Annotated in this window: 24 protein-coding genes; 2 read left to right on the top strand and 22 right to left on the bottom strand. The window is 64.8% G+C overall.

Annotated elements, in window-relative coordinates:
* The first annotated feature begins 185 nt into the window (after positions 1-185).
* A complete protein-coding gene (locus tag CXR29_RS07660) occupies positions 186-1883 on the top strand; it encodes a coiled-coil domain-containing protein (protein ID WP_127364262.1) in 1698 nt (565 codons plus the stop codon).
* A gap of 117 nt (positions 1884-2000) precedes the next feature.
* Here the strand turns inward: CXR29_RS07660 and CXR29_RS07655 are convergent, their stop codons facing one another.
* Positions 2001-2297, bottom strand: a complete 297-nt coding sequence (locus CXR29_RS07655) for a hypothetical protein (RefSeq protein ID WP_240811974.1) — start codon at positions 2295-2297, stop codon at positions 2001-2003.
* Between the two features lie 30 nt (positions 2298-2327).
* On the opposite strand from CXR29_RS07655, the gene nucS reads away from it, so the two are divergent.
* Positions 2328-3023, top strand: coding sequence for an endonuclease NucS (gene nucS, locus CXR29_RS07650; protein WP_101593654.1), 696 nt, complete (start codon positions 2328-2330; stop codon positions 3021-3023).
* Positions 3024-3143: 120 nt separating this feature from the next.
* Here nucS and murA read toward each other — a convergent pair whose 3' ends face one another.
* The 21 genes from murA to CXR29_RS07545 all read right to left on the bottom strand — a co-directional run bounded on the left by murA (position 3144) and on the right by CXR29_RS07545 (position 24284).
* Positions 3144-4457, bottom strand: a complete 1314-nt coding sequence (murA, locus tag CXR29_RS07645; protein ID WP_101593656.1) for a UDP-N-acetylglucosamine 1-carboxyvinyltransferase — start codon at positions 4455-4457, stop codon at positions 3144-3146.
* Entirely contained in the window at positions 4457-4924 is a 468-nt protein-coding gene (locus tag CXR29_RS07640) for a DUF2550 domain-containing protein (RefSeq protein ID WP_025776910.1), read from the bottom strand. The genes murA and CXR29_RS07640 overlap by 1 nt, the downstream gene beginning before the upstream one ends.
* 22 nt (positions 4925-4946) lie before the next feature.
* Entirely contained in the window at positions 4947-5207 is a 261-nt protein-coding gene (locus CXR29_RS07635) for a F0F1 ATP synthase subunit epsilon (RefSeq protein WP_101593658.1), read from the bottom strand.
* A gap of 3 nt (positions 5208-5210) precedes the next feature.
* Positions 5211-6659, bottom strand: coding sequence for a F0F1 ATP synthase subunit beta (gene atpD / locus CXR29_RS07630; RefSeq protein WP_127364261.1), 1449 nt, complete (start codon positions 6657-6659; stop codon positions 5211-5213).
* 26 nt (positions 6660-6685) lie between these two features.
* Positions 6686-7618: a F0F1 ATP synthase subunit gamma gene (locus CXR29_RS07625; protein WP_101553938.1), complete on the bottom strand. Its 933-nt coding sequence runs from the start codon at positions 7616-7618 to the stop codon at positions 6686-6688.
* Between the two features lie 31 nt (positions 7619-7649).
* Positions 7650-9284 (bottom strand): F0F1 ATP synthase subunit alpha, encoded by a 1635-nt coding sequence (atpA, locus tag CXR29_RS07620; protein WP_101593659.1) that lies wholly within the window; start codon positions 9282-9284, stop codon positions 7650-7652.
* 81 nt (positions 9285-9365) lie between these two features.
* The gene (locus CXR29_RS07615) at positions 9366-10172 is read right to left on the bottom strand and encodes a F0F1 ATP synthase subunit delta (protein WP_101554043.1); all 807 of its coding nucleotides are present in this window, start codon (positions 10170-10172) and stop codon (positions 9366-9368) included.
* Positions 10172-10723, bottom strand: a complete 552-nt coding sequence (locus tag CXR29_RS07610; protein WP_127364260.1) for a F0F1 ATP synthase subunit B — start codon at positions 10721-10723, stop codon at positions 10172-10174. The genes CXR29_RS07615 and CXR29_RS07610 overlap by 1 nt, the downstream gene beginning before the upstream one ends.
* Before the next feature lie 19 nt (positions 10724-10742).
* Positions 10743-10967 (bottom strand): F0F1 ATP synthase subunit C, encoded by a 225-nt coding sequence (gene atpE, locus CXR29_RS07605; protein WP_025776917.1) that lies wholly within the window; start codon positions 10965-10967, stop codon positions 10743-10745.
* An 81-nt stretch (positions 10968-11048) separates the two neighbouring features.
* A complete protein-coding gene (gene atpB, locus CXR29_RS07600) occupies positions 11049-11795 on the bottom strand; it encodes a F0F1 ATP synthase subunit A (RefSeq protein ID WP_025776918.1) in 747 nt (248 codons plus the stop codon).
* Between the two features lie 329 nt (positions 11796-12124).
* Entirely contained in the window at positions 12125-12571 is a 447-nt protein-coding gene (locus CXR29_RS07595) for a Cg1360 family ATP-synthase-associated protein (RefSeq protein WP_101553936.1), read from the bottom strand.
* Complete coding sequence (locus CXR29_RS07590; protein ID WP_101553935.1) at positions 12568-13677, bottom strand: MraY family glycosyltransferase; 1110 nt, start codon at positions 13675-13677, stop codon at positions 12568-12570. The genes CXR29_RS07595 and CXR29_RS07590 overlap by 4 nt, the downstream gene beginning before the upstream one ends.
* The gene (locus CXR29_RS07585) at positions 13678-14328 is read right to left on the bottom strand and encodes an L-threonylcarbamoyladenylate synthase (RefSeq protein WP_101553934.1); all 651 of its coding nucleotides are present in this window, start codon (positions 14326-14328) and stop codon (positions 13678-13680) included.
* Positions 14329-14402: 74 nt separating this feature from the next.
* A complete protein-coding gene (gene prmC / locus CXR29_RS07580) occupies positions 14403-15293 on the bottom strand; it encodes a peptide chain release factor N(5)-glutamine methyltransferase (RefSeq protein ID WP_277601936.1) in 891 nt (296 codons plus the stop codon).
* Positions 15294-15330: 37 nt separating this feature from the next.
* A complete protein-coding gene (gene prfA / locus CXR29_RS07575) occupies positions 15331-16407 on the bottom strand; it encodes a peptide chain release factor 1 (protein WP_101553932.1) in 1077 nt (358 codons plus the stop codon).
* 1 nt (position 16408) lies between these two features.
* Positions 16409-18457: a transcription termination factor Rho gene (gene rho, locus CXR29_RS07570; protein WP_127364258.1), complete on the bottom strand. Its 2049-nt coding sequence runs from the start codon at positions 18455-18457 to the stop codon at positions 16409-16411.
* 224 nt (positions 18458-18681) lie between these two features.
* Positions 18682-19584 (bottom strand): homoserine kinase, encoded by a 903-nt coding sequence (gene thrB, locus CXR29_RS07565; protein WP_101553930.1) that lies wholly within the window; start codon positions 19582-19584, stop codon positions 18682-18684.
* A 2-nt stretch (positions 19585-19586) separates the two neighbouring features.
* Positions 19587-20672 carry a threonine synthase gene (gene thrC, locus CXR29_RS07560; RefSeq protein WP_127364257.1) on the bottom strand — a complete coding sequence of 362 codons (1086 nt, stop codon included), beginning with the start codon at positions 20670-20672 and terminating at the stop codon, positions 19587-19589.
* Between the two features lie 2 nt (positions 20673-20674).
* Positions 20675-21982 carry a homoserine dehydrogenase gene (locus CXR29_RS07555; protein WP_127364256.1) on the bottom strand — a complete coding sequence of 436 codons (1308 nt, stop codon included), beginning with the start codon at positions 21980-21982 and terminating at the stop codon, positions 20675-20677.
* A gap of 35 nt (positions 21983-22017) precedes the next feature.
* Positions 22018-23457: a diaminopimelate decarboxylase gene (gene lysA, locus CXR29_RS07550; RefSeq protein ID WP_127364255.1), complete on the bottom strand. Its 1440-nt coding sequence runs from the start codon at positions 23455-23457 to the stop codon at positions 22018-22020.
* Positions 23457-24284, bottom strand: coding sequence for a DALR anticodon-binding domain-containing protein (locus CXR29_RS07545; protein WP_164742791.1), 828 nt, complete (start codon positions 24282-24284; stop codon positions 23457-23459). The genes lysA and CXR29_RS07545 overlap by 1 nt, the downstream gene beginning before the upstream one ends.
* Positions 24285-24337 lie beyond the last annotated feature (53 nt).

Genomic DNA, 24337 nt, shown 5'->3' with positions numbered 1-24337 from the left:
ATGCGTTTCGACGCCCTCCAGCCTAGTCGAGGCACATGTGGCCTGCATCACTGGGTCTCCACAGCCCTGGCTGCGGCCCTGTCCACACTCGCGCATTCGCACCCAACACTCATGGAGTCTCCGTTAGAGTAGGACGAGGACAGCCCAAGTACACCCCCTTTCCACGATGACAGGAGTTCGCTTCAGTGACGCCCACCGAAGAATTCCGCACAGCGATGCGCGGCTACGAGAAGAGTGAAGTCGATTCGCGTCTGCAGCAGCTGCGCACCGAGGTCGAATCGGTCCGCAAGGCTCTGGCCGATGCGCGCAGTCAGGTCATCAATGCAGATCGGGCGAAGCTGCAGATCGCCGGAGAGCTGTCCGAAGCCAAGGCACAGCTGAAGAAGGCTGCCAACGACAACGCGGAGGCCGCCGGCCCTCCCGGAAGCCGCATCGATCATCTGCTCAAGATCGCCGAATCGCAGGCCCGTGAGACCCTCGCCCAGGCCAATTCCGACGCCGAGACGATCCGGAACAAGGCTCGCGCCGAGGCCGCCTCCGCACGTGCGCGCATGCACACCGAGAGCAACGACACCTTGTCCAATGCCCGCTCGGAAGCCGATGCGATCACGTCCTCGGCCGAGCTGCGCGCCGAAGAGACGATCAAGGCCGCGGAGAAGCGCGCTGCCGAGCTCAGCGCGACCACCGAACGCGAGACCAACCAGGCCAAGGAAGCGAATGCCGCTTCTGCGAAGGAAGCTCGCGAGAGTCTGGATCTCGAGCTCTCCGAGCTGCGAGCGACCGCCGAGAAGGAAGCTGCCGACCTGCGTGCCGAGGCCAAGACCGAGGCAGAAGAGACAGTTGCCGCTGCACAGGCACAGGCCGATGAGCTGCTCAAGGCCGCAAAGGCCCATGACGAGGCGTCGAAGAAGGCCGGAAACGACTTCGACGTCGAACTCGCGAACAAGCGCAAAGAAGCCGAGTCCGAACGAAAGAAACGCTACGAAGAGGCACAGGCCGAGAACAAGAAGCTCGTCGAAGAGGCTCAGGCCCGTGCGGCGAAGGCCGACACCGAGGCGAAGGAAGCTGCCGAGCGTGCCGAGCAGACGCGCACCGACGCAGTGAAGAAGGCCGATGAGATCATCGCCGACGGCAAGTCCCGTGCGCAGACTCTCATCGCCGAAGCGCGGGCCACTGCCGAGGCGACCATCGAGGAGTCCGCGGCCGAGGCCAAGCGCAATGTCGCCTCCGCCCAGTCGCAGGTCGATCTGCTCACGAAGCAGCGCAAGACGATCACTGCTCAGCTCGATCAGCTCCGTTCGCTGTTCGCAATGCCCGGGATCATGGGCGGCGACTCAGTGGATCCGGCGAAGGCCGAATCGGCGTCTCAGGCCACCGAGCAGATCGCCGACGGACCGGAGCTCGAAGACCTGCTGGCCGACGATGACTCTTCGGATGCGGCGAAGTCCGAGGAGTCGGCAACGTCGACCGATGATGCGAAGTCCGACGATTCCGCGAAGCCCGACGATTCCGCGAAATCGACCGACGACGCGTCGTCGACCGACACCACTGCCGAGTCTTCGAAGACCGAATCCACGAGCTCGAAGTCGTCCGGATCCACGAACTCGAAGTCGACCGGATCTGCGAAGAACGATGGGCCCACAACCAAGGGCAGCAGCTCCGCGAAGACTTCCCGCCCGTCGGCCGACGGGGCGAAGTCGACACCTGATGCGAAGAACGCTTCGGGGGCGAACGCCGACTCTGCCGTTGAAGACAAGGACACCGCGGGCACGGATCTGCCCAACGGTGCCACCGACGAGGACACCATCTCGATCGATGCGCAGGTCTCCGGATCGAAGGACAACAACTCGAAGACCTCACGCTCGCGCAACTCGCTGCGCTGAGGCCGCCTGAGACGTTCATGACGAAGGGACCCGCTGATGCGGGTCCCTTCGACGTTTCCGGCTACGGGCGTCGTTCGCAGACGACCGTTCATCCGACCGACTGCAGGCGGCCTGAGATCACCGGAAGCGATCGAAGCAGCGCCGATGCCAGTGGCGTCTGCTCTCGACCCCGATCTCGATTCCGTGCGGGGCATCCTGCCGCCAGGCAACGATATGGGTCGAGGCGGCACTGACGTCGCGGCCGCAGCCCGGGCAGACGTAGACCTTGCCGGATTCGTTTCCCTTCACAGTCTGCACGGACCAGGTTCCATCCGGCAGTGAACGGCTCGTCCTCACACCTGCCGTGGACTCGGACAGATCGCGGGGAGCCTGCTGCCATTTGTTCTTGCGACGCGAGGATGAAGATCGTGGCATTGAGTCATTGTCTCACGTAGGCTGAAGCGCGTGCGTCTAGTCATAGCCCAGTGTTCCGTTGATTATGCCGGTCGTCTGACCGCCCACCTTCCGATGGCGACTCGCCTCATCATGCTCAAGTCCGACGGCTCGGTGCTCATCCATTCCGACGGCGGGTCCTACAAGCCGCTGAACTGGATGACTCCCCCGTGCACGGTTCGGCACATCGAACCCGATGACGAGCAGGCAGAGGCCGGCCTGACTGAGTTGTGGGAGGTTTCGCAGTCGAAGACGGGAGACCGCCTTGTCATCTCCATCGCCGAAGTCCTCGCTGACGACACCTATGAGTTCGGCGTCGATCCGGGGTTGGTCAAGGACGGTGTCGAAGCGCATCTGCAGGAGCTGCTCGCCGAGCACATCGAGACCCTCGGCGATGGCTACAGTCTGGTTCGCCGCGAATACATGACGGCGATCGGTCCGGTGGACATCTTGGCTCGCGACGACGGACAGAAGTCAGTGGCAGTGGAGATCAAGCGCCGCGGCGATATCGACGGTGTCGAGCAGCTCACTCGCTATCTCGAGCTGATGAATCGCGATCCTCTCCTCAGCCCGGTCCACGGTATCTTCGCAGCGCAGGAGATCAAACCGCAGGCACGTACGCTCGCTGAAGATCGGGGCATCCGCTGCGTCGTTCTCGACTATGACGCACTGCGCGGAATGGACGACCCCGAGACACGGCTGTTCTGACCCTGGCCCTCCCGATGCGCGGGAAGAGGTCGACGAGAACAGATCGCTCACCGGACACGGAAAAGCTCTGCCGGACTCGGAAGCCGGTGATCCCTCGACGGGCAGCGATGTGTGGGAGGTTCAGCCGAAACTGAGGACGTCGCGCTTTACGACCCGTTGAACGTCGACGCCGAGGCTGCGCAGGTTATCGACGAAGTTCTCGTAACCGCGTTCGATGTGGTCGATTCCGGACACTTCGGTCACTCCCCCGGCGCGCAGTGCGGCCATGACCAAGCCCGCTCCCGCTCGAATGTCAGAGGCCTCGACTTCGGCGCCGGAGAGGCTTTCGCTGCCGGTGACCAACGCGTGGTTGCCGTCGATGCGCACCTTCGCACCGAGACGTGCGATCTCCTGAACGAAGCGCCAGCGTGCTTCGAACAGGTTCTCCGAGAGCAGACCGATTCCGTCGGAGACCGAGTTCAGTGCGATGACGAACGGCTGCAGGTCGGTCGGGAATCCGGGAAACGGCATGGTGGCAACCCGGATGGCGTGAGGGCGCTCGGCGCCGATGACACGGAATCCCTTGCCTTCCGTCCCATCACCGAGGATGATATCGCCGAGGTCGTCGACCGTCGCGCCCGAATCACGCAGCTTCATTCCGATGTTCGGCATGATGTCGAGCCCGACTCCGCGCACGGTCACGTCGCCTGCGCTCAAGGCGGCGCCGAAGGCGAAGGTACCGGCGACGATGCGGTCGCCGACGGTGCGATGGGTGACCGGCTGCAGCGATTCGACACCGGTGATGGTGAGGTCGGACGTGCCGATTCCCTCGATCTGCGCGCCCATCTCGACGAGCATCGTGCAGATGTCGACGATCTCGGGTTCGCGGGCCGCGTTGGCGATGGTGGTGGCGCCATGGGCGAGGGTTGCCGCCATGACGAGATTCTCGGTGGCACCGACGGAGGGGAATTCGAGGACGATCTCGGTGCCGCGCAGACCGTTCGGAGCCTCGGCGACGAAATAGCCGTGGTCAAGATGGACGACTGCTCCCAGTGCCTCGAGCCCGGCCTGGTGCATGTCGAGTCCGCGGGAGCCGATGGCATCTCCGCCGGGAAGTGCCACATGCGCGGCGCGCATCCGTGCGGTCAGCGGACCGAGGACGGAGATCGACGCCCGCATCGCACGGACGAGTTCGTAGTCGGCCTGGATGCCGACTTCGGCGGGGACGTCGATGACGACGACACCGCCGTCGGCGTCATAGTCGACCGTGCAGCCGAGGCGGACGAGCAGTTCGACCATGATTCGCACGTCGCGGATGGCCGGGACGTTCGTGATGGTGGTGCGTCCCACCGCGAGGAGACTCGCAGCCATGAGCTTGAGGACGCTGTTCTTGGCGCCTCTGACATCGATGGTTCCCGTCAGCTGTGCGGGCCCGGTCAGGCGGAAGACATCCATTAGGTGAACCGTCCCATCGTCGGATTGAAGCCAGGGGGTGATGATTCGAGCCACGAAGCCATCGTGGACAGGGATTCGGTGTCCATCGCCAGCGACACCGAGCGCGGACGACCGTCCGCCTTGCCGTACGAGCAGTCGACGACGACCGCTTCGGGCAGAACCGAGTACTGCTCACCGGAGGTCGGCTTGCGCCGGACGAGGATGTCCAGATCCGCGCGCGGCAAACGGAATGCGGCACGGCGCGTGAGCGCGAAGACCGGATACCAGTCCAGGGATGTGACGGAGAACACCGCCACGCCCAAACGCCAACGTGGGCGAGAAGAATACTCCTCGCCCACGTTGATGGAACAGTCGAAGGCACCCGAGAGCTTCGAGATCGACCTGCGTCGGATCGTGACGACCACGATCAGCGCAAGCGCGAGTCCTACCAACGAGAGCAGAACGATCAGCAGGACAGAAGGGTTCACGGTTGCCAGTGTAACGCGCAGATCAGAGAAGTTCGGCCTGATCAGCGGCAATGATCACACGGTTGTTCTCCACCGAGAGGAATCCACCATCGGCTTTGACCCTGATGGTGTCCTCTCCCGGGGTGAGAATCCGTGCCTCGCCGTCGGCGACGACACCAAGCACGGGCTCGTGGCCCGGCAGGATGCCGATCTCGCCGTCGAGGGTACGGGCGATGACGCGCTTGGCCTCACCGGTCCATACCTCGCGATCAGCAGCCACGACATTCACTTCGAGTGTCGCCATGGCTTACTTCTGCATCTCTTCGTAGTTGCGCATGACATCGTCAAGGCCGCCGACGTTGAAGAATGCCTGCTCAGGGATGTGGTCGACTTCGCCGGAGCAGATCTTCGAGAAGCCTTCGATCGTGTCGGCCAGCGGCACGGTCGAACCGGGAACCTGAGTGAACTTCTCAGCGGTGTAGGTGTTCTGCGACAGGAACTGCTCGATGCGACGTGCACGGTGGACGACGAGCTTGTCCTCTTCACCGAGTTCATCGACACCGAGGATGGCGATGATGTCCTGCAGCTCCTTGTTCTTCTGCAGAATCGCCTTGACCTCATTGGCCACGCGGTAGTGCTCGTCACCGACGATCAGCGGATCGAGGATGCGCGAGGACGATGCGAGCGGGTCGATCGCCGGGTACAGACCGCGCGAGGCGATGTCACGGCTGAGTTCCGTGGTCGCGTCGAGGTGGGCGAATGTCGTCGCCGGAGCCGGGTCGGTGTAGTCATCGGCGGGAACGTAGATCGCCTGCATCGACGTGATCGAGTGACCACGCGTCGAGGTGATGCGCTCCTGCAGCAGACCCATCTCGTCAGCCAGGTTGGGCTGGTAGCCCACGGCAGAGGGCATGCGACCCAGCAGGGTCGAGACCTCGGAGCCGGCCTGGGTGAAGCGGAAGATGTTGTCGATGAACAGCAGCACGTCCTGGTTCTGCACATCGCGGAAGTACTCCGCCATGGTCAGCGCCGACAGCGCCACGCGCAGACGGGTGCCTGGAGGCTCATCCATCTGGCCGAACACCAGCGCGGTGTCCTTGAAGACTCCTGCCTCATCCATTTCCATGATGAGGTCGTTGCCCTCACGGGTACGCTCGCCCACACCGGCGAACACCGAGGTGCCCGAGTGGTTGTGCGCGATGCGGAAGATCATCTCCTGGATGAGCACGGTCTTGCCGACGCCGGCGCCGCCGAACAGACCGATCTTTCCACCCTGGACATAGGGGGTCAGGAGGTCGATGCTCTTGATGCCGACTTCGAGCATCTCGGTCTTCGACTCGAGTTCGTCGAAGGACGGTGCCGGACGGTGGATGGGCCACCGTTCGGAGATCTCCAGCTCCTCGCCGTCGGCGAGGTTGAGGCAGTCACCGGTCGTGTTCCACACGTGGTGCTTGGTCACGTCTCCGACGGGAACGGAGATCGGTGCGCCGGTGTCGACGACTTCCTGTCCGCGGACGAGGCCGTCGGTCGGCTGCAGCGACACGGCTCGGACGAGTCCGTTGCCCAGGTGAAGCGCGACCTCGAAAGTCAGCTTCCGGGTGCCTTCGGACAGTTCCACCGACGCGGTCAGTGCATTGTAGATCTCGGGCACGGAGTCGAGCGGGAACTCGATGTCGACAACCGGGCCGATGACTCGGGAAATCCGGCCGAGGGCAGTGCCCTGTGCCGGAGAGGTTTCCGTTGCTGTGGCAGTCATGGTCTCTTTCTCTCTGCTCTCGCCGGTCAGTCGCCGGCTGCCGATGCCGCGAGGGCATCCGCCCCACCGACGATCTCGGTGAGTTCCTGGGTGATTTCCGCCTGGCGAGCCGTATTGGCCAACCGGGTGTAGGTCTTGATGAGATCATCCGCGTTGTCCGTGGCTGTCTTCATCGCCGCCTGTCGCGATGCCTGCTCGGATGCAGCTGCACTGAGCAGCGCCGACAGAATGCGCGAATCGATGTATCGCGGCAACAGAGCGTCGAGCACAGCCTCCGCACTCGGTTCGAACTCGTAGAGTGGGAACGCGGGGGCGTCGGACGATCCGCCGGCCTGTCCGCCGGCCGATGCCTCTTCGGCGTCGACGACCTCCAGCGGAAGCAGACGCCGGTATTCCGGGTCGTGCGTGACGCTGGAGACGAAACGGGTGAAGACGATGTAGATCTCGTCGATCCCGGAGTCGTCCGACTCCGGATCGAAGTTCTCCAACAGTGCCTCACCGATCTCGCGGGCGTGCTCGGCCAACGGGTTCTCGGAGATGCCTGTCCAGGACTTCTCGATCTTGCGATCGCGGAAGGTGTAGTAGTTCTTGGCCTTGCTGCCGACCGTGAACAGATCCACACTCTTGCCCTCGTTGCGCAGCAGCCGAATGAGTTCCTCGGCCTCGCGCAGCAGGTTCGCCGAATAGGCCCCGGCGAATCCGCGGTCGGGACCGATCACCAGGACGGCAGCACGCTTGACGTCGTCCGATTCCGTGGTGAGAACGTGGTCGACGTTCGACTCGCTGGCCACTGCCGACACGGCCCGGGTCAGGGCGTTCGCGTAGGGGCTTGCCGCCTGCGAGCGGGCAATGGCCTTCTGGATCCGCGAAGCAGCGATGAGCTCCATCGCCTTGAAGATCTTCCTCAAGGACTGAGTCGAGCGGATCTTCTGTTTGAAGACCCTCTGCTGGGCTCCCATCAGTTCTTCCTTTCGCCGTTACGGAACAGGTTCAACGCTTCTGCCGAACGATCTGCTCCTGCTCGACCTCGTCAGAGGAAGCGGCTGCGGTGTCTTCGCTTCCGGCCTTCGATCCGCTCTGGTCAGAGCTGGCGAAGTTCCGGGTGAAATCGGCCAGGACGTTCTTCAGCTCTTCGGTCGTGTCGTCGTCGAGCTTCAGCGTCTCACGGATGGTCGTGAAGATGCCGGTCTTGCGCTCGATGTGATCGTGCAGTTCGGTCTCGAACCGGAGCACGTCGCCGACCGGGATCTCGTCGAGGTAGCCATTGGTTCCGGCGAAGATCGACACGGTCTGCTTCTCGAACGGCATCGGAGCGTACTGACCCTGCTTGAGCAGTTCGGTCAGTCGCGCACCGCGAGCCAGGTCACGCTTGGTCGCATCGTCGAGGTCGGATGCGAACATCGCGAACGCCTCGAGCGAACGGTACTGGGCCAGCGAGATCTTCAGTGTGCCCGAGACGCCCTTGAGGGCCTTCGTCTGAGCGGCACCACCGACTCGAGACACGGACACACCGACGTCGACAGCGGGACGCTGACCGGCGTTGAACAGATCGGACTGCAGGAAGATCTGTCCGTCGGTGATCGAGATGACGTTGGTCGGAATGAACGCACCGACGTCGTTGGCCTTCGTCTCGATGATCGGCAGACCGGTCATCGAACCGCCGCCGAGCTCATCGGAGAGCTTCGCGCAGCGTTCCAGCAGACGCGAGTGCAGGTAGAAGACGTCACCGGGGTAGGCTTCACGGCCCGGCGGACGACGCAGCAGCAGGGACACGGCGCGGTAGGCCTCGGCCTGCTTCGACAGGTCGTCGAACACGATGAGGACGTGCTTGCCGTCGTACATCCAGTGCTGACCGATTGCCGAGCCGGAGTAGGGAGCCAGGTACTTGAAGCCGGCAGGGTCCGAGGCGGGCGAGGACACGATGGTCGTGTACTCGAGCGCTCCGGCTTCTTCCAGCGAACGGCGGACGCCGGCGATGGTCGAGCCCTTCTGGCCGACGGCCACGTAGATGCAGCGGACCTGCTTCTTGGGGTCTCCGGTCTCCCAGTTGGCCTTCTGGTTGATGATCGTGTCGATCGCCAGAGCGGTCTTGCCGGTCTTGCGGTCGCCGATGACCAGCTGACGCTGGCCACGGCCGACGGGGATCATCGCGTCGATGCTCTTGTAGCCGGTCTGGAGAGGCTCACGCACTTCCTGGCGGTCCATGACGCCGGCGGCCTGGAGCTCGAGCTCGCGGCGGCCGACGGTCTCGATATCGCCGAGTCCGTCGACGGGACGACCCAGCGGATCGACCACACGGCCGAGGTAGCCGTCGCCGACCGGGATCGAGAGGACCTCGCCGGTGCGGTAGACGTTCTGCTCTTCGGCGATGCCGGAGAACTCGCCGAGGATGACGACGCCGATCTCGCGTTCGTCGAGGTTCTGTGCCAGGCCCAGGGTGCCGTCTTCGAACCGCAGGAGTTCGTTGGCCATGGTGCCGGGCAGGCCCGAGACGTGGGCGATACCGTCACCAGCGGTGACGACCTTGCCGACCTCGGTCTTTTCCGAGCTCTCCGGGTTGTACGAGTCAACGAACTTCCCGAGAGCGTCCCGGATCTCTTCCGGGCGAATTGTCAGTTCCGCCATCTGGTTTCCCTGCTTCCTTTACTCAAATCTTGCGTCCGGCGACCGGTGGGCCGCCGATGCCGGAGAAGCCGGCCACTAGTGTCAACCTGCGAGCTTGCGCTGCACATCGGCCAGTCGATCGGCCACGGTCGAGTTCATCATCTCGTCGCCGACCTGCACCCGGACTCCCCCGAGCACGTCGGGATCGACCTGGACATTGAGGACGAGTTCGCGACCATAGCTGGCCGACAAAGCCGCCTGCAGCCGTTCGGTCTGCGCCTCGCTCAGAGGCTTGGCGACGGTGACGTCCGCAACCGACCGCTGCTGCCGGGCGGCGAGGATATCGCTGTACTGGTCGAGCGCCTTCGCCACACGGAGACCGCGCGGGTGCAGAGCAGCCTGTTCGACCAGCTTGATGGTGTCGGGCTGTGCCTTGCCGGCGAGCAGGTCCGTCACGAGAGCGCGCTTGCTCTCGTCGGTGGCCTGCGAATCGAGCGCGCGGGACAGCTCGTGGTTGGATTCCAGCAGACGCGCGAAGCGGAAGATCTCCTCTTCGACCGCTCCCAGCTTCGCGTCGGCCTGTGCGGCAGCGGCGATCGCTGTCACACCGGCGACTTCGAGGCTGGTGACGAGGTCCTGGGTCCGCGCCCAACGGCGGCCGACTGCCTGATCGCTGATGCGCAGAACCGCATCCGTGATCCGAGTCGAGAACAGAGTCCGCAGCAGCTGCTGCTTCCTCTCGGCCGACTCGGAGGAGTCTGCCAGAGCCTTGCGCAGTCCGACATTCTCGGCGAGGAAGCCGACGACTGCCAGAGTCTCCTCACCGATCTGTCGGGGGTCTCCCCCGGAGATCTCGGAGTTCGCGGTCTCGAGGACGGCCTGCAGGGACAATCTGCTCGACTGGAGCATCACGCCCCCTTGACCGGCTGCGCGGACGAATCGGACTCGAGATCGGAGATGAAGCGATCGACCACATTGGCCGAACGCTGGTCATCGGTGAGGGACTCACCGACGATGCGCGAAGCCAGGTCTGTGGCGAGAGTGCCGACCTCGGAACGCAGCTGCACCATGGCGGACTGACGTTCGGCGTCGATCTGAGTCTGTGCCTGAGCGATGATGCGATCAGCCTCGGTGTGAGCCTGGGCTTTCATCTCGGCGATGATCTGGGCGCCCTCTTCCTGAGCCTCGGCGCGCAGTCGTGCAGCTTCGGCACGACCGTCGGCGAGCTGCTTCTGATACTCGGCCAGAGCCTGATCGGCTTCGGCCTGCACCTTCTCGGCCTTCTCAATTCCACCCTGGATGCGCTCAGCACGCTCGTCGAGGGTCTTGTTGAAGGCGGGAAGGACGTACTTCCAGACAACCAGGAAGACGATCAGCAGACAGACGGCACTCCAGAGGATGTCGTAGGCCGGCGGGAGAAGCGGGTTCTCCGCGGAGGCGACGATGTTTACCGGAGTCATCTTTCAGTCCTCTTCGAGATCAGGGCAGGAAGAACGGGGTGGCGATACCGATGAGGGCCAGGGCCTCGATCAGAGCGATACCGAGGAACATGTTTCCGCGCAGGGCGCCGGCCATTTCGGGCTGACGAGCGGTACCTTCGATGGTCTTGCCGATGACGATTCCGACACCGACACCGGGGCCGATTGCGGCGAGGCCGTAACCGATCGTCGAAACGCTACCTGACACTTCGGCGAGCATATCCATAGGATGCTTTTCCTTTCATAATGTAGCCGGGTGGTTGGCCCGACCGTGCAACTCGTGAGTTACGGATCTGGGGGTGCGAACTCAGTGGTCGTCCGAGATCGCGGCATTGATGTACACACAGGACAGAAGAGCGAAGATGTAGGCCTGCAGCACGACGATGAGCATCTCCAGGACGAAGACGAACATGCCGCCGGCGAAGGTGACGATGCCGAAGAACTGGAATCCGTTCGCAGCGTCGAAGAGGAAGAAGCTCGTGGCTGAGAAGCAGAGGACGAGCAGGAGATGGCCGACCATCATGTTCGCGAAGAGTCGGATCGCCAGAGTGAACGGCTGAGTCACGAACTTCGTGATGAACTCGATCGGGATGAGCAGGATGTGCATCGCCGGCGGAACGCCGGGCAGGATGAGCGAATCCTTGAGGTAGCGGCCGAGGCCCTTCTCTGCGATGCCGGCCCAGTGGTAGGTCACGTAGACCACGAGGGTCAGCACGATCGGCATGCCGATGACGCCGGTGCCCGGCATGTTGAGGAACGGAATGAGCTTCGTGACGTTCCAGAAGAGGATGCCGAAGAAGATCGCCACGATGAGCGGCATGAATTTCTTGGCCTTCTCCTTGCCCATCGTGTCCTCGGCGATGCCGACCGTGACGAATTCCATGGCGAGTTCCATGCTCGACTGGAAGCGGGAAGGAATGAGCTTCATGCGCTTGGCCCAGACGGCCAGCAGCACAACGACAGCGACGGTGGCGATGATGCGGATGAGCATCACGCGGTTCATTTCGAACGGTGTGCCCTCAAAGAGGAATGAGGCTGGAAAGAACTCAGCCATCGACGGTGCGTGGAAGCCGCCTTCTCCAGCACTGACTGTTGTGTTCGCGGCGTTGAGTGTTCCCACGTTTTTACTACTCTCCCATGGTCAAGGGCCCTGATGGCCTGGCCTTGGCCCCGCACTGAAGGCGAGGCTTGAGGTTCAGGAGCGACAAAGGGCGAAGATCCGCCCAAGCACCGGGTCTACTCTACCAACTGTAGAGAGTGACCGACAAATTCATCAGGCTTCTCTGTGCAATTTCTGTCAACGATTTTATACGACACGTCATTCGTCTCTGGCCCCACCTCTCGACGTGTCTCCGAACTGCGCGGCGACGAGGCTTCCAGCGCCTATTTCGCCTCCGGATCGACATAGGGCACGCGTCCTCTGACCACGGTGATCGCTTCGACGAGCGAGGAGCCGATCACCGCGACGACGATCGTGAAGAAGGCGACCGTGCCGTCGAGCCAGGTCGCATCCTTGATGCGCCAGATGACGATCATGAAGATGAAGGCCTTGAACAGGAAACCGATGCCGAGGAACCCGGCGATCGCGGTCAGTCCCATATTCCGTCCCACGTACATGACGACGAGGGTGATGATGATGAAGACCGCGGCCAGTCCCCCGCCGACGGCTCCGCCGACGAGTCCCGTCATCCCCGAGACCAGCCAGCCGATGCCCATTCCGAGGGCCGCGACGACGAGGACGAGGATGATGCCGCGGATGAGCAGCGTCCTCCACACGCGGGTCCAGGCTGCTTCGACTTCGGTCTCTCGGCGGGGTGTCGGGTCGGTCACGAGATTTCCTCTCTGGCTTTCTGACGCATGCGAAGGGGATAGAAGGTGACGATGAGGGTGACAGCCACCAGTGCGCCGATGACACAGGCGGAGAACAGCCAGCCCTTGAAGAGGAGCAGCACCGATCCGAAGGCGATGAGCGCCGTCCAGGTGTAGAGGATGAGCACCGCACGCGCATGGGAATGTCCCAGACGCAGCATCCGGTGGTGGAGGTGTTTGGCATCGGCGGAGAACGGAGACTGTCCGGCTCGCAGTCGACGCACCACAGCGAGTCCGAGGTCGAGCAGCGGCAGGAACATCACCGCGACCGGCAGGATGATCGGCATGAAGGTGGCGAATGCTCGCTCCTGCCCGATCAGTGCCGGGTCGACCTGACCGGTGACTCGGATCGTCGAAGCGGCCAGCAGCAGGCCGATGAGCATCGACCCGGAGTCGCCCATGAAGATCCGGGCCGGATTGAAGTTGTGCGGCAGGAAGCCGAGACAGGCGCCGACGAGGATCGCGATGATGAGCGAGGCGAGGTTCGCATACGACTCCGGTGAGGCGTCACGCGCCAACCAGTAGGAGTAGATGAAGAAGGCGCTGCCGCCGATGGCGACGACTCCTGCGGCGAGGCCGTCGAGACCATCGACGAAGTTCACCGCGTTGATGGTCACGAGGACGACGAGGACCGTGACGATGATCGACATCCGCGGCGAGCCGATGATGACTCCGCCGAAGGGAATGGACAGCAGCGCCACGCCTTTGATCGCCATGAAGCCTGCGGCGAGTGCCTGGCCGGCGAGCTTCGCCATCCAATGCAGGTCCCAGATGTCGTCGATGACTCCGAGCAGACACAGCAGTCCGGCGGCTCCGGCGATGCCGACGATCGGTTCCAGTTCGACGAAGATCCGATTGAGGAAGGGCATCTGGGAGGCGAAGATGAGACCGACCAGCAGCCCGCCGAACATCGCCACTCCGCCCAGTCTCGGCGTCGGAACGGAATGCACGTCGCGCGCACGCAGCGGTGAGAAGATCTTGCCTCGTTCGGCCACCCGCTTGACCATGGGAGTCAGCAGGTACGCCACGAGGGCGGAGACGATGAGGATGAAGAGGTAGGCGCGCACTCAGCCGTCCAGGTCGATGAGCTCGGGGACGATCTCGCGCAGCTCCTCGGCGGTGATCGGCCCGCGACGCAGGATGCGGGGCACGTCTCCGCTGAGGTCGATGATGGTCGAGGACATCCCCGATTCCCGCACTCCCCCGTCGACATAGATGTCGACGTCGTCGCCGAGCATCTCCTGCGCTTCATCGGCGGTCCGAGCTGCGGGCTGTCCGGAGATATTCGCGCTCGACACGGCCAGCGGTCCGGTGCGGGCGAGGAGAGCCAGGGCCGATTCGTCGTCGGGCATGCGCACGGCCACGGTTCCGTGGGTGTCGCCGAGGTCCCAATCGAGGGAGGGCTGGGCATCGGCGATGATCGTCAGCGGTCCGGGCCAGAACTTCGCCGTCAGCGCCAGCACGATCTCATCGACCCCATCGACGAGACCGAAGATGGTCTCCGCGCGTGGGACGAGAACCGGAGGCGGCATGTCCCGGCCGCGGCCCTTGGCAGAGAGCAGTGCCGCGACCGCCGAAGCACTGAAGGCATCGGCGGCGATCCCGTAGACGGTATCGGTGGGAATGACGAGCAGGTTGCCCGTGTCGACGACTCGCGCGCACTCGTCGAAGACGAGCTCACGGATTTCGGCTTGGCTGACGTCGAATCGTCTCGACACGAGTTCTCCGTTTCGAATGTTCGGTGTGGTCGCGGTGCAGGGCCGTGCATGACACGGATTCGTCCCCGCGCCTCCTACGCCTGGCGGCGTGCCACGGTATAGCGGTCGCGTCCAGTGTAGTCCTGGAAGGTGGCGGCGTGTCTCAGACTGGCCGTGGCCTCCAGCAGTTCCCGTGCCCCGGCGCCCTGCTCCTCGCTGTGTTCCATGAGGAAGAGCCCACCGGGTCGCAGCAGCTGCTCGGCCTCGCTGATGATGAGCCCCGGTATCTCCAAACCTGTGTCTCCGCCGAAGAGCGCGGCCGCCGGGTCATGGTCGGCCACCTCCGGGGCCCGCGGCACAGCGGAATCGGGAACATAGGGTGGGTTCGTCACCACGATGTCAGCACGCCCGCGCAGATCGGGTCGCACATCGGTGATCGTCGTCGCATCTGCGCCGATGAACTCGACGCTCGAATCGCCGAGGCGGCTGTGCGCGAGGTTCTTAAGTGACCACTTGAGCGCGGCGGGTTCGCGTTCGACGCCGAGGACGTCGACACCATCGAATTCGGTGGCCACGGACAGTGAGATCGCACCCGACCCGGAGCAGAGGTCGATGACGATTGGGCGTCGAACCTCGCTGGTCCCCGTCGGCGAGTCAGTGGTGGAGAGTTCGGCCAGTTCGGCGAGGACACCGCCGACGAGGAGTTCGGTCTCCGGACGGGGGACGAAGACTCCGGGACCCACCTGCAGCTGCAGGTGACGGAAGTAGGCGATGCCGGTGAGGTGTTGCAGCGGTGTCCGCTGCCGGCGCCGGTCACAGAGTTCGGCGAATCGTGCACTCACGGATTCCGGCACCGGGTCGTCGAAGAGGCGATGGCGGTTCAGCGCTGCCCGGTCGATCTCCCAGGCGTGGGCGAGCAGCTCGAGCGCATCGGCTTCGGGACTCGCGATTCCCGCCTCCGTGAAGAGTGTGGCGGCCCCCCGCAGGAGAGCGGAGACGAGCCTCGGGCTGTCGGTGTCCAGGTCAGTCCCCCAGCGCGTCGAGGCGAGCGGCCTTGTCGGCGTCGCGGCAGGACCCGATGACGGGATCGAGGTCGCCTGCCAGCACCTGATCGAGGTTGTAGGCCTTGTATCCGGTGCGGTGATCGGTGATCCGGTTCTCCGGGAAGTTATAGGTGCGGATGCGTTCGGAGCGATCGACGGTGCGCACCTGAGACCGACGGATGTCCGCGGCCTCCGCCGCGGCCTCTTCGGCCTGCTTGGCCAGGATCCGGGCGCGAAGCATGCGCATCGCTGCCTCCTTGTTCTGCAGCTGCGACTTCTCGTTCTGGCAGCTTGCGGTGATTCCGGTCGGCAGGTGTGTGATGCGCACAGCGGAATCGGTGGTGTTCACGGACTGGCCGCCGGGGCCGGACGACCGGTAGACGTCGATGCGCAGATCGTGTTCGTCCAGCTGCACCTCTTCGGGCTCGTCGACTTCGGGGAAGACGAGCACGCCGGCGGCTGAGGTGTGGATGCGCCCCTGCGACTCTGTGACCGGGACCCGTTGGACCCGGTGCACTCCGCCTTCGAACTTCACCCAGCCGTAGGCACCGTCATTCTTCGCCTTGACGGCCATGCTGACGTCTTTGTATCCGCCCAGATCCGAGTGCGTGGCGTCGAGAATCTGGCTCGACCAGCCCCGCGAGTCGATCCACCGCTGATACATCCGCAGCAGATCGCCGGCGAACAGTGCGGATTCGTCCCCGCCTTCGCCGGCTTTGATCTCGATGATCGCGTCCCGGGAGTCGTCCGGGTCGCTGGGAACCAGGAGATCCTTGAGCTCACCCTCGGCCGTGTCCATCTCTGCCGACAGCCGCTGCGCCTCGGAGGCGAAGTCGGCGTCGTCCGCAGCCAGTTCCACCGCGGCGGCGTGATCGGCTTCGAGTTGGGCGAAGTGCCGGGCGGCCGCGGCGACCTTGTCGAGTTCCGCGTACCGCCGGGTCAGCTTCTTGGCCCGGCCGGCGTCAGCGTGGACCGCGGGGTCGGAGAGTTCCTCCTGCACCCGCGCATGCTCATCGAGCAGTGCACTGACGCTGGCCGTGAGAGTGTCGTCGACCATCTCAGCTGTTGTCGGTCGACGACTTCGGCAGCGGGGTCGTCTTCTGCACCTGCATGAGGAACTCGACGTTCGAGCCGGTCTCCTTGAGCTTCGACATGAGCAGCTCGACCGCCTGCTGCTGCTCGAGTCCCGAGAGCAGTCGGCGCAGCTGCCACATGACCTTCGTCTCCTCCGTGGTCATGAGCATCTCTTCGCGACGCGTGCTCGAGGAGTTGACGTCGATGGCCGGGAAGATGCGCTTGTCGGCGAGCTGTCGGCTCAGACGCAGCTCCATATTGCCGGTGCCCTTGAACTCCTCGAAGATGACTTCGTCCATCTTCGAACCGGTCTCGACGAGGGCCGTGGCCAGGATGGTCAGCGAGCCGCCGCCTTCGATGTTGCGTGCGGCACCGAAGAACTTCTTCGGCGGGTAGAGCGCATTGGCGTCGACACCGCCGGAGAGGATCCGGCCGGATGCCGGCTGCGCGATGTTGTAGGCACGACCGAGGCGAGTGATGTTGTCGAGCAGCACGACTACGTCGGAGCCCATCTCGACGAGACGCTTGGCGCGTTCGATGGCGAGCTCGGCGATCGTGGTGTGGTCGTCGGCCGGACGATCGAAGGTCGAGGCGATGACTTCGCCCTTGACCGCGCGCTGCATGTCCGTGACTTCCTCGGGACGTTCGTCGACGAGGACGACCATGAGATGCGCTTCGGGATTGTTCTCGGTGATCGCATTCGCGATCTGCTGCATGATCGTCGTCTTGCCCGCCTTCGGGGGCGCGACGATGAGTCCGCGCTGTCCCTTGCCGATGGGGGTGATGAGATCGATGAGGCGGGTCGAGTGCAGCTTCGAGGTGGTCTCGAGACGCAGTCGTTCCTGCGGGTAGAGCGGAGTCAGCTTCGAGAACTCGACACGGCTGCGCGCATCGTCAACGGTGAGTCCGTTGACGGAGTCGAGGCGGACAAGGGCGTCGAACTTCTCACGCTTGTTGCCCCGCTGTTCGTTCTCACGCGGCTGACGGATCGCGCCGGCGACGGCGTCGCCCTTGCGCAGGCCGTTCTTGCGCACCATGGATGCCGAGAGATAGACGTCGTTCGGCCCCGGCAGGTAGCCGGAGGTGCGGAGGAAGGCGTAGTTGTCGTGGACGTCGAGGATGCCGCCGACGGGAATGAGCACATCGTCGCTGCGGATCTCCGGCTCGTCGTTGCCGCGGCCGCGACGCTTCCGGTCCCGACCCCGTCCGCGACGGTTGCCGCCGCGGTCGTCATCGTCGTTGCTGCGGTTGCGACGATCGTTGCGGTCGTTGTTTCCGCCGCGGTCGTTGCGGTTCCCGCGATCGTTTCCGCCGTTCCGGTCGTTGTTGCCCCGGCCGTTGCGGTCGTTGCCGCCTCGGTTGTCGTCGGAACGGTCGTTGTTCTTGCTGCGACGGTCGTTGTCGCGTCCTCCGCGTTGGTCACGGTCGGAACGATCCTGGCCGCCGTTGCGGTCGTGGTTCCCGGAACGCTCCTGGTTCCCGGAGCGGTCCTGGCCGCCGTTGCGGTCGGAGGATTCTTCGCCGCTGCCATCACGGTCCTCGTTCCGGGACTCCGCGGTCTGGGACTCCGAGCCCCGAGAACGCGAGCGGCTGCGGCGGGAGCGCTGGCCATCCTGGTCGCCGTTCGACTCATCGGCGGATGCTTCCCCGGACTGCTGTGCGCCGGACTCATTCGCCGAGGAATCGTCGGTGTGCGGTTCGACGATGAGCGCCGGAGCATCCTCGGAGGCGGCAGCGGCGGAACGACGCGAGGAACGGCGGTTCGTCGAGTCCTGCTTCTTCTCGTCCCGCTTCTCCGCCGGCTTCTCGGCCTTCGCAGCGGGCTCGGCGGAGGACTTCTTCTCGGCGGGGGCGGACTTCGTCTCAGCGGATCCGCCCGAGTGGCTGTTGATGGCGTCGATCAGTTCGCTCTTGCGAAGGCGACGGTAACCCTTGATTCCCAGCCCGGCAGCCATTTCCTGGAGCTGAGGCAGCCGCAGCGCTGTGAGGCTGCCTGTGCGCGGGGTGGAATCCTGAGTGGTGGTTTCAGACACGAAGGTCCTTCTCCCTCTTTCGGCCGTGCGGCATGTGCCGTTTGCTCACGGCGACGGAAACACCATTGACGGTGCGATGTGAAAGAAAACCTGCTAAAGAATGAGCAGGAGATGTTCCAGAATGTATGACATCGGCGACGGATCTGTGTAGAACAGCGGGAAGCCGTGCCCTGTCGGAACACCCACAGTCTACTTGTTCGGCGACGATCTGGCGAATCGTTTCCTCAATTTTCTCGGCTCACCCGATAACCGCCGAGGTCAATCGCAGTGCGATGAGCGACGATGCCGGCCGGCACGAGGGTGTCGGGCACCGCTTCGGCGAGGACGAGCACCGTCGGTCCGGCTCCGGAGATGACAGCAGGGAACCCCTCGGCGCGCAGCGCGTCGACGAGTTCCATCGACTCCGGATAGGCGCTGCGGCGGAACTCCTGATGGAGCCGATCACGAGTGGCTTCGAAGAGCACCCGCGCGTCGTTGCTCAGTCCGTGCACGAGCAGGCCCGCCCGAGCCGAGTTGTCCGCCGCGATCGCATGGTCGATGCCTGCGGGAATGAGGCCGCGGGCGACCTCGGTGTCGAGGCGGACGGAGGGAACGAGCACGGTGACGTGCTCGAGCGTGCGCACGGGCACCTGCCATGACTGGACCGGCGCAGACAGGGAGACGGTGAGACCGCCGTAGATCGCGGGCGCGGCATTGTCCGGATGGCCCTCGATCGCGGTGGCGATCTCGAGGATCCGATCTCGACTCATCTCCTCTCCGGTCGACCAGGCTCCGAGCTCCGCGGCGAGGCCGATCCCCGCCACGACCGCGGCCGCCGAAGAGCCCATCCCGCGCGAATGCGGGATCCGGTTGACGCACTCGAGCGACAGCCGCGGACTCAGATCGGCCGCGACGTCGGGGAACTCCGCCTCGAGCACCTCCCCGATGATCTGCATGATCAGGTGCGAACGGTCGCGTGGCAGCACCTCGGCGCCCTCCCCCGTCACCTCGACGCAGCGGTCAGCGTCGACCGCTGCGTCTGCGACGGTGACAGTGAGAGTGTCGACGATGTCGAGCGCCAGCCCGTACGAGTCGTAGCCGGGTCCCAGATTCGCCGAGGTGGCCGGGACCTCGAGTCTCACGCGCACGCTCAGCTGTCCTCGAGTCCCAGCGCGCGAGCGGCGCTGACGGCGTCGACGGAGACCCGCTGGGTCTCGATATCGGATCCGTCTGCGGTGTGCAGGGCCCAGCTGGGATCCTTGAGACCGTGACCGGTCACGGTCACCGCGATCGTCGCACCGGCAGGGACATCGCCCGCGTCGGCCATCTTCAGCAGACCCGCCACCGAGGCGGCCGAACCGGGTTCGACGAAGATGCCCTCTTCACGCGAGAGGAACTTGTGGGCGGCGAGGATCTGGTCATCGGTGACCGAATCGATGCGACCGCCCGAGTCGTCACGCGCCGTTTCGGCTTGCGTCCAACTCGCGGGGTTCCCGATCCGGATGGCGGTCGCCACCGTGTCGGGTTCGTCGACCGGATGCCCGAGGACCAGCGGTGCGGCGCCGGCGGCCTGGAAGCCCCACATCTGCGGCAGCTGCGTGGAGACCCCCTGTTCGCGGTATTCGTTGTAGCCCTTCCAGTACGCCGTGATGTTGCCGGCGTTGCCGACGGGCAGAACATGGATGTCGGGGGCGTCGCCGAGGACATCGACGACTTCGAAGGCCGCGGTCTTCTGACCTTCGATGCGATCCGGGTTGACCGAGTTGACGAGGTGGACAGGATAGGACTCGGAGAGCTTGCGGCACAGCGTCAGACAGTCGTCGAAGTTTCCGTCGACTTCGAGCAGAGTCGCCCCGTGCGCGATGGCCTGGCTCATCTTCCCCGGCGCGATCTTGCCGGTTGGCACGAGCACAGCGCAGGTCAGTCCGGCCTTCGTGGCATAGGCGGCGGCAGAGGCCGAGGTATTGCCCGTCGAGGCGCAGATGACGGCTTTGGCACCATGGGCCACAGCCTTGGTGATCGCCATCGTCATACCGCGGTCTTTGAACGACGCAGTCGGATTGAGGCCCTCGTACTTCACCCACACCTGGGCACCGGTGCGTGCGCTGAGCTTCTCCGCCCTGATCAGCGGGGTCCCGCCCTCACCGAGTGTGACGGCAGGAGTGTCAGCGGAGATGTCGAGCAGGCTGCGGTATTCCTCGACGACGCCCTGCCACTGGTGTCTGGGGTAGTTCATAGTCACTGTCCTTCTACGCGGATCACGGATTTGACGGTGTGGACGACAGGCAGATCGACGAGTCGATCGACCGTCTTCTGCAGAGTCGAGTCGGTGTTCGAGTGGGTGGCCAGCACGAGCTTCGCGTGCTGGACGCCGTTGTCGTCGATGTCCCCGATCGTCTGTCGCATCAGTTCGATGGATGCCCCTTCATCGGCGAAGACCTCGGAGACCGCGGCGAGCACACCGAGACGGTCGACCACGTCGAGGGTGATGTGGTACCTGGTCGTGATCGCCGAGATCGGCAGGATCGGGTAGTCCTCGTGGAAGGGGCGTTCGTACTGTCCGCGTCCGCCGAGCACCTTGCGCCTGGCCACGGACACGAGGTCGCCGAGCACGGCGGATGCGGTCGGTGCTCCCCCGGCGCCCTGTCCGTAGAACATCAGCTCGCCGGCGGCTTCGGCCTCGATGAACACGGCGTTGAAGGCACCGCGGACGGCTGCCAGTGCGTGTGCTCGGTCGAGAAGCGCCGGATAGACGCGCGCCGAGAGTCCGGCGCCCGCCGGTGATGAGGCCACACGTTCGCACACGGCGAGGAGTTTGATGACGAAGCCCTGGTCCCGGGCGGTCTCGACCATCTCGGCGGTGACGCCTTCGATGCCTTCGACGTGGACGTCATCGATCGACACGGGGGCGTGGAATGCCAGAGAGGACAGGATCGCAGCCTTCGCCGCCGCATCGTGTCCGCCGATGTCAGCGGTCGGATCGGCCTCTGCGTATCCGAGCCCTTGGGCGGCGGTGAGCGCCTGGTCGAAATCCCAGCCCTCGGAGTCCATCTGATCGAGGATGTAGTTCGTCGTGCCGTTGACGATGCCCATGATGCGTTCGATCCGGTCGCCGGCCAGCGAATCGCCGACGGGGCGGATGATCGGGATGGCCCCTGCCACCGCCGCTTCGTGTTCGAGACGCACACCAGCGGCGTCGGCAGCGGACATGAGCTCGCCGTAGCCGGCGGCCAGCAGAGCCTTGTTCGCGGTCACGACCGATGAACCATGGCGCAGCGCTGCGGTGATGAGCGAGCGGGCTGGTTCGATCCCGCCCATCAGCTCAACGACGATATCGGCTCCGGTGATGGCCGCCTCGGCGTCGGCCGTCAGCAGCTTCTCGTCGATTCCCGGACGGGCCTTCGAGGCATCGCGGACGACGATGGCGCTCAGCTCCAGCGGAGCGCCGATGCGCTCGGCCAGGCCCTCCGCGCGATCCTGGATTCGGGCGGCGACCTCCGTGCCGACGACTCCGCATCCGAGCATGGCAACCTTCAGTGCCTGCATTTCCTCACCTTTTCCACTCTTGTCTCTCACGCTCATCAGGCCGACGTCTCTCCCCCGGCCATTCCCGGGTCCGTGGCGAACATCTGCGTGTGGTCTTCGGGGGTCACGATCCACTCAACTCTATCGGCCTCGACGGCCAGCACGCCCGGCCGGGGCAGATGGTTGTAGTTGTTGGCCAGCGAGCGGCAGTACGCCCCGGTGGTGGGGACCGCGACGAGATCGCCTGCGGTGACGTCTGCCCCCATGTATTCGTCGCGGACGATGATGTCACCGGATTCGCAGTGCTTGCCGACGACCCGCACGATCGCAGGCTCGGCGTTCGAGTTCCGGTTGGCCAGGGTGCACGAATAGTCCGCATCGTAGAGTGCCGTGCGGATGTTGTCGCTCATTCCCCCGTTGACAGCGACATATGTGCGAGTTCCGCTGTCCGTGCTCACCTGTTTGACGGTGCCGACCTCGTAGAGAGTGAACACCGCCGGGGAGACGATGGCGCGACCGGGTTCGATGGAGATCCTGGGGACGCTCGTGCCCAGGCCCCGGCATTCCTTGGCCACGACGGCAGCGAGCTCTGCAGCCATCTCCGCGACCGGGATCGGGGTGTCCTGGGAGGTGTAGCGGATGCCGAAGCCGCCGCCGAGGTCGACATCGGGCAGGTCGATGCCGTGTTCGCCCATGACCTCGGCTCGGAAGGCGAGTACGCGGGCGGCGGCGACCTGGAATCCGGAGATGTCGAAGATCTGCGAACCGATGTGGGAGTGGAGACCGTCGAGACGCAGATGGTCGGATTCGGCGACCAGACGAGCGGCCCGGGCGGCGGTGCCGTCGGCGAGAGAGAGCCCGAACTTCTGGTCTTCGTGAGCCGTGGCGATGAAGTCGTGGGTGTGCGCTTCGACGCCGACCGTGACTCGCAGCATGACAGGGGCGACCGTTCCCCTGGCCACAGCGATGGATTCCAGACGTGCGACCTCATCGAGGCTGTCGACGAAGATCCTGGCCACGCCGTAGTCGAGGGCGTATTCGAGCTCCGCCGCCGATTTGCTGTTTCCGTGCAGGCCGACGCGGTCGCCGGGGACACCGGCGGCGCGGGCAATCATCATCTCGCCCAGGGAGCAGGTGTCGAGGCCGAGCCCGGCCTCATGCACCCAGCGGGCCACAGCTGTGCACAGGAATGCCTTCCCGGCGTAGAACACATCGGCGCCGGCCAGTCCCTTCTCCACGGAGAAGGCGTTGGAGAACGTGCTCAGGTAGGCCTCGGCACGGCTGCGGAAGTCAGCGACGTCCATGACGAGGGTGGGGGTTCCGTAGCGTTCGGCCAGGTCCGTCACGGAATGACCGGCGATCGTGAGCACACCGTCGTCGGTCTTCGCGACGTTGTCCGACCACAGACTCGGCAGCAGCGCATTGACGTCGTCGGGATAGGGCAGCCACACCGGGGCCGGGGTCGCGTGCAGTGTCCCTGCGATATGTGCGGGCATCAGATCCTCTCCGGGGCCGAAGCACCCAATTGTCGTAGTCCTGCGGCGAGGACGATGATCACGGCTCTCAGAGCGAGAAGCCTCGAGGTATGGGTGACGGTGATGTCCTCATCGACCGTCGGCGTGACCGGGCAGCGACGCAGCCAGGTCTCGACAACTGCGCCGAGCTCGAGCAGCGCTGTGAGCAGAGGTTCGGACTCGCCGAGGCGGCGCGAGCGTTCCAGCGCGGACGGCAGCCCCGCCACGATGGTGAGCATCCGGGTCTCACTCGGCTGCGCGAGCGTCGCCAGGTCGCTGGCCGTGGTCGGGATTCCCGCTCGGTGTGCCCGCCGCAGTTCGCGGCAGGCCGCGGCGTGGCCGCGCTGGAGGGCGTTCACAGCGCCCGAATCGACATCGTTGCCGCGGCCGTCGGCGCGCAGACCCGGTGCCGGCTCCCGGGCGGATGCGGAGACCAGCGCGCGGAACGTCGTTCCATCCTGTTCCGCTCCGCTGTGGGTGTCGGCTCGTGCTCCCGCGCTGATGATGTCGCAGATCACCCGCGCACGCGCGGCCGGGGTGGGCGTCACGTTGACGAATCCGGGCCCGGACACGACTGCGTCCGCCACTTCGGGCAGGGCGCGCAGTTCGGTGCACAGATGTGCGGCGAGTCGGGTTCGCAGCTCGGCTGAAGCGGCGGCGCGCAGCGCCACGGGTGTCGTCCAGTCACCGAGGTCGGGACGGGCCGAGGCCCGAACGTCGATGACCGCGGCGGATCCCGGCGCCACAAGACCTGCGTCGGCCGTCGCCAAGGCGCGCGCGAGTGCAGTCTGCAGGTCTTCCGGGATCACTCGAACAGAGTACTCGGGGCCGGACTGCGAGGACGAATCCGGCGTCATCTTCG

Origin of the sequence: Brevibacterium linens (genome assembly GCF_003999335.1) — a bacterium.
GTDB classification, from domain to species: domain Bacteria; phylum Actinomycetota; class Actinomycetes; order Actinomycetales; family Brevibacteriaceae; genus Brevibacterium; species Brevibacterium linens.
This window is presented reverse-complemented; position numbering and strand designations above follow the sequence as displayed.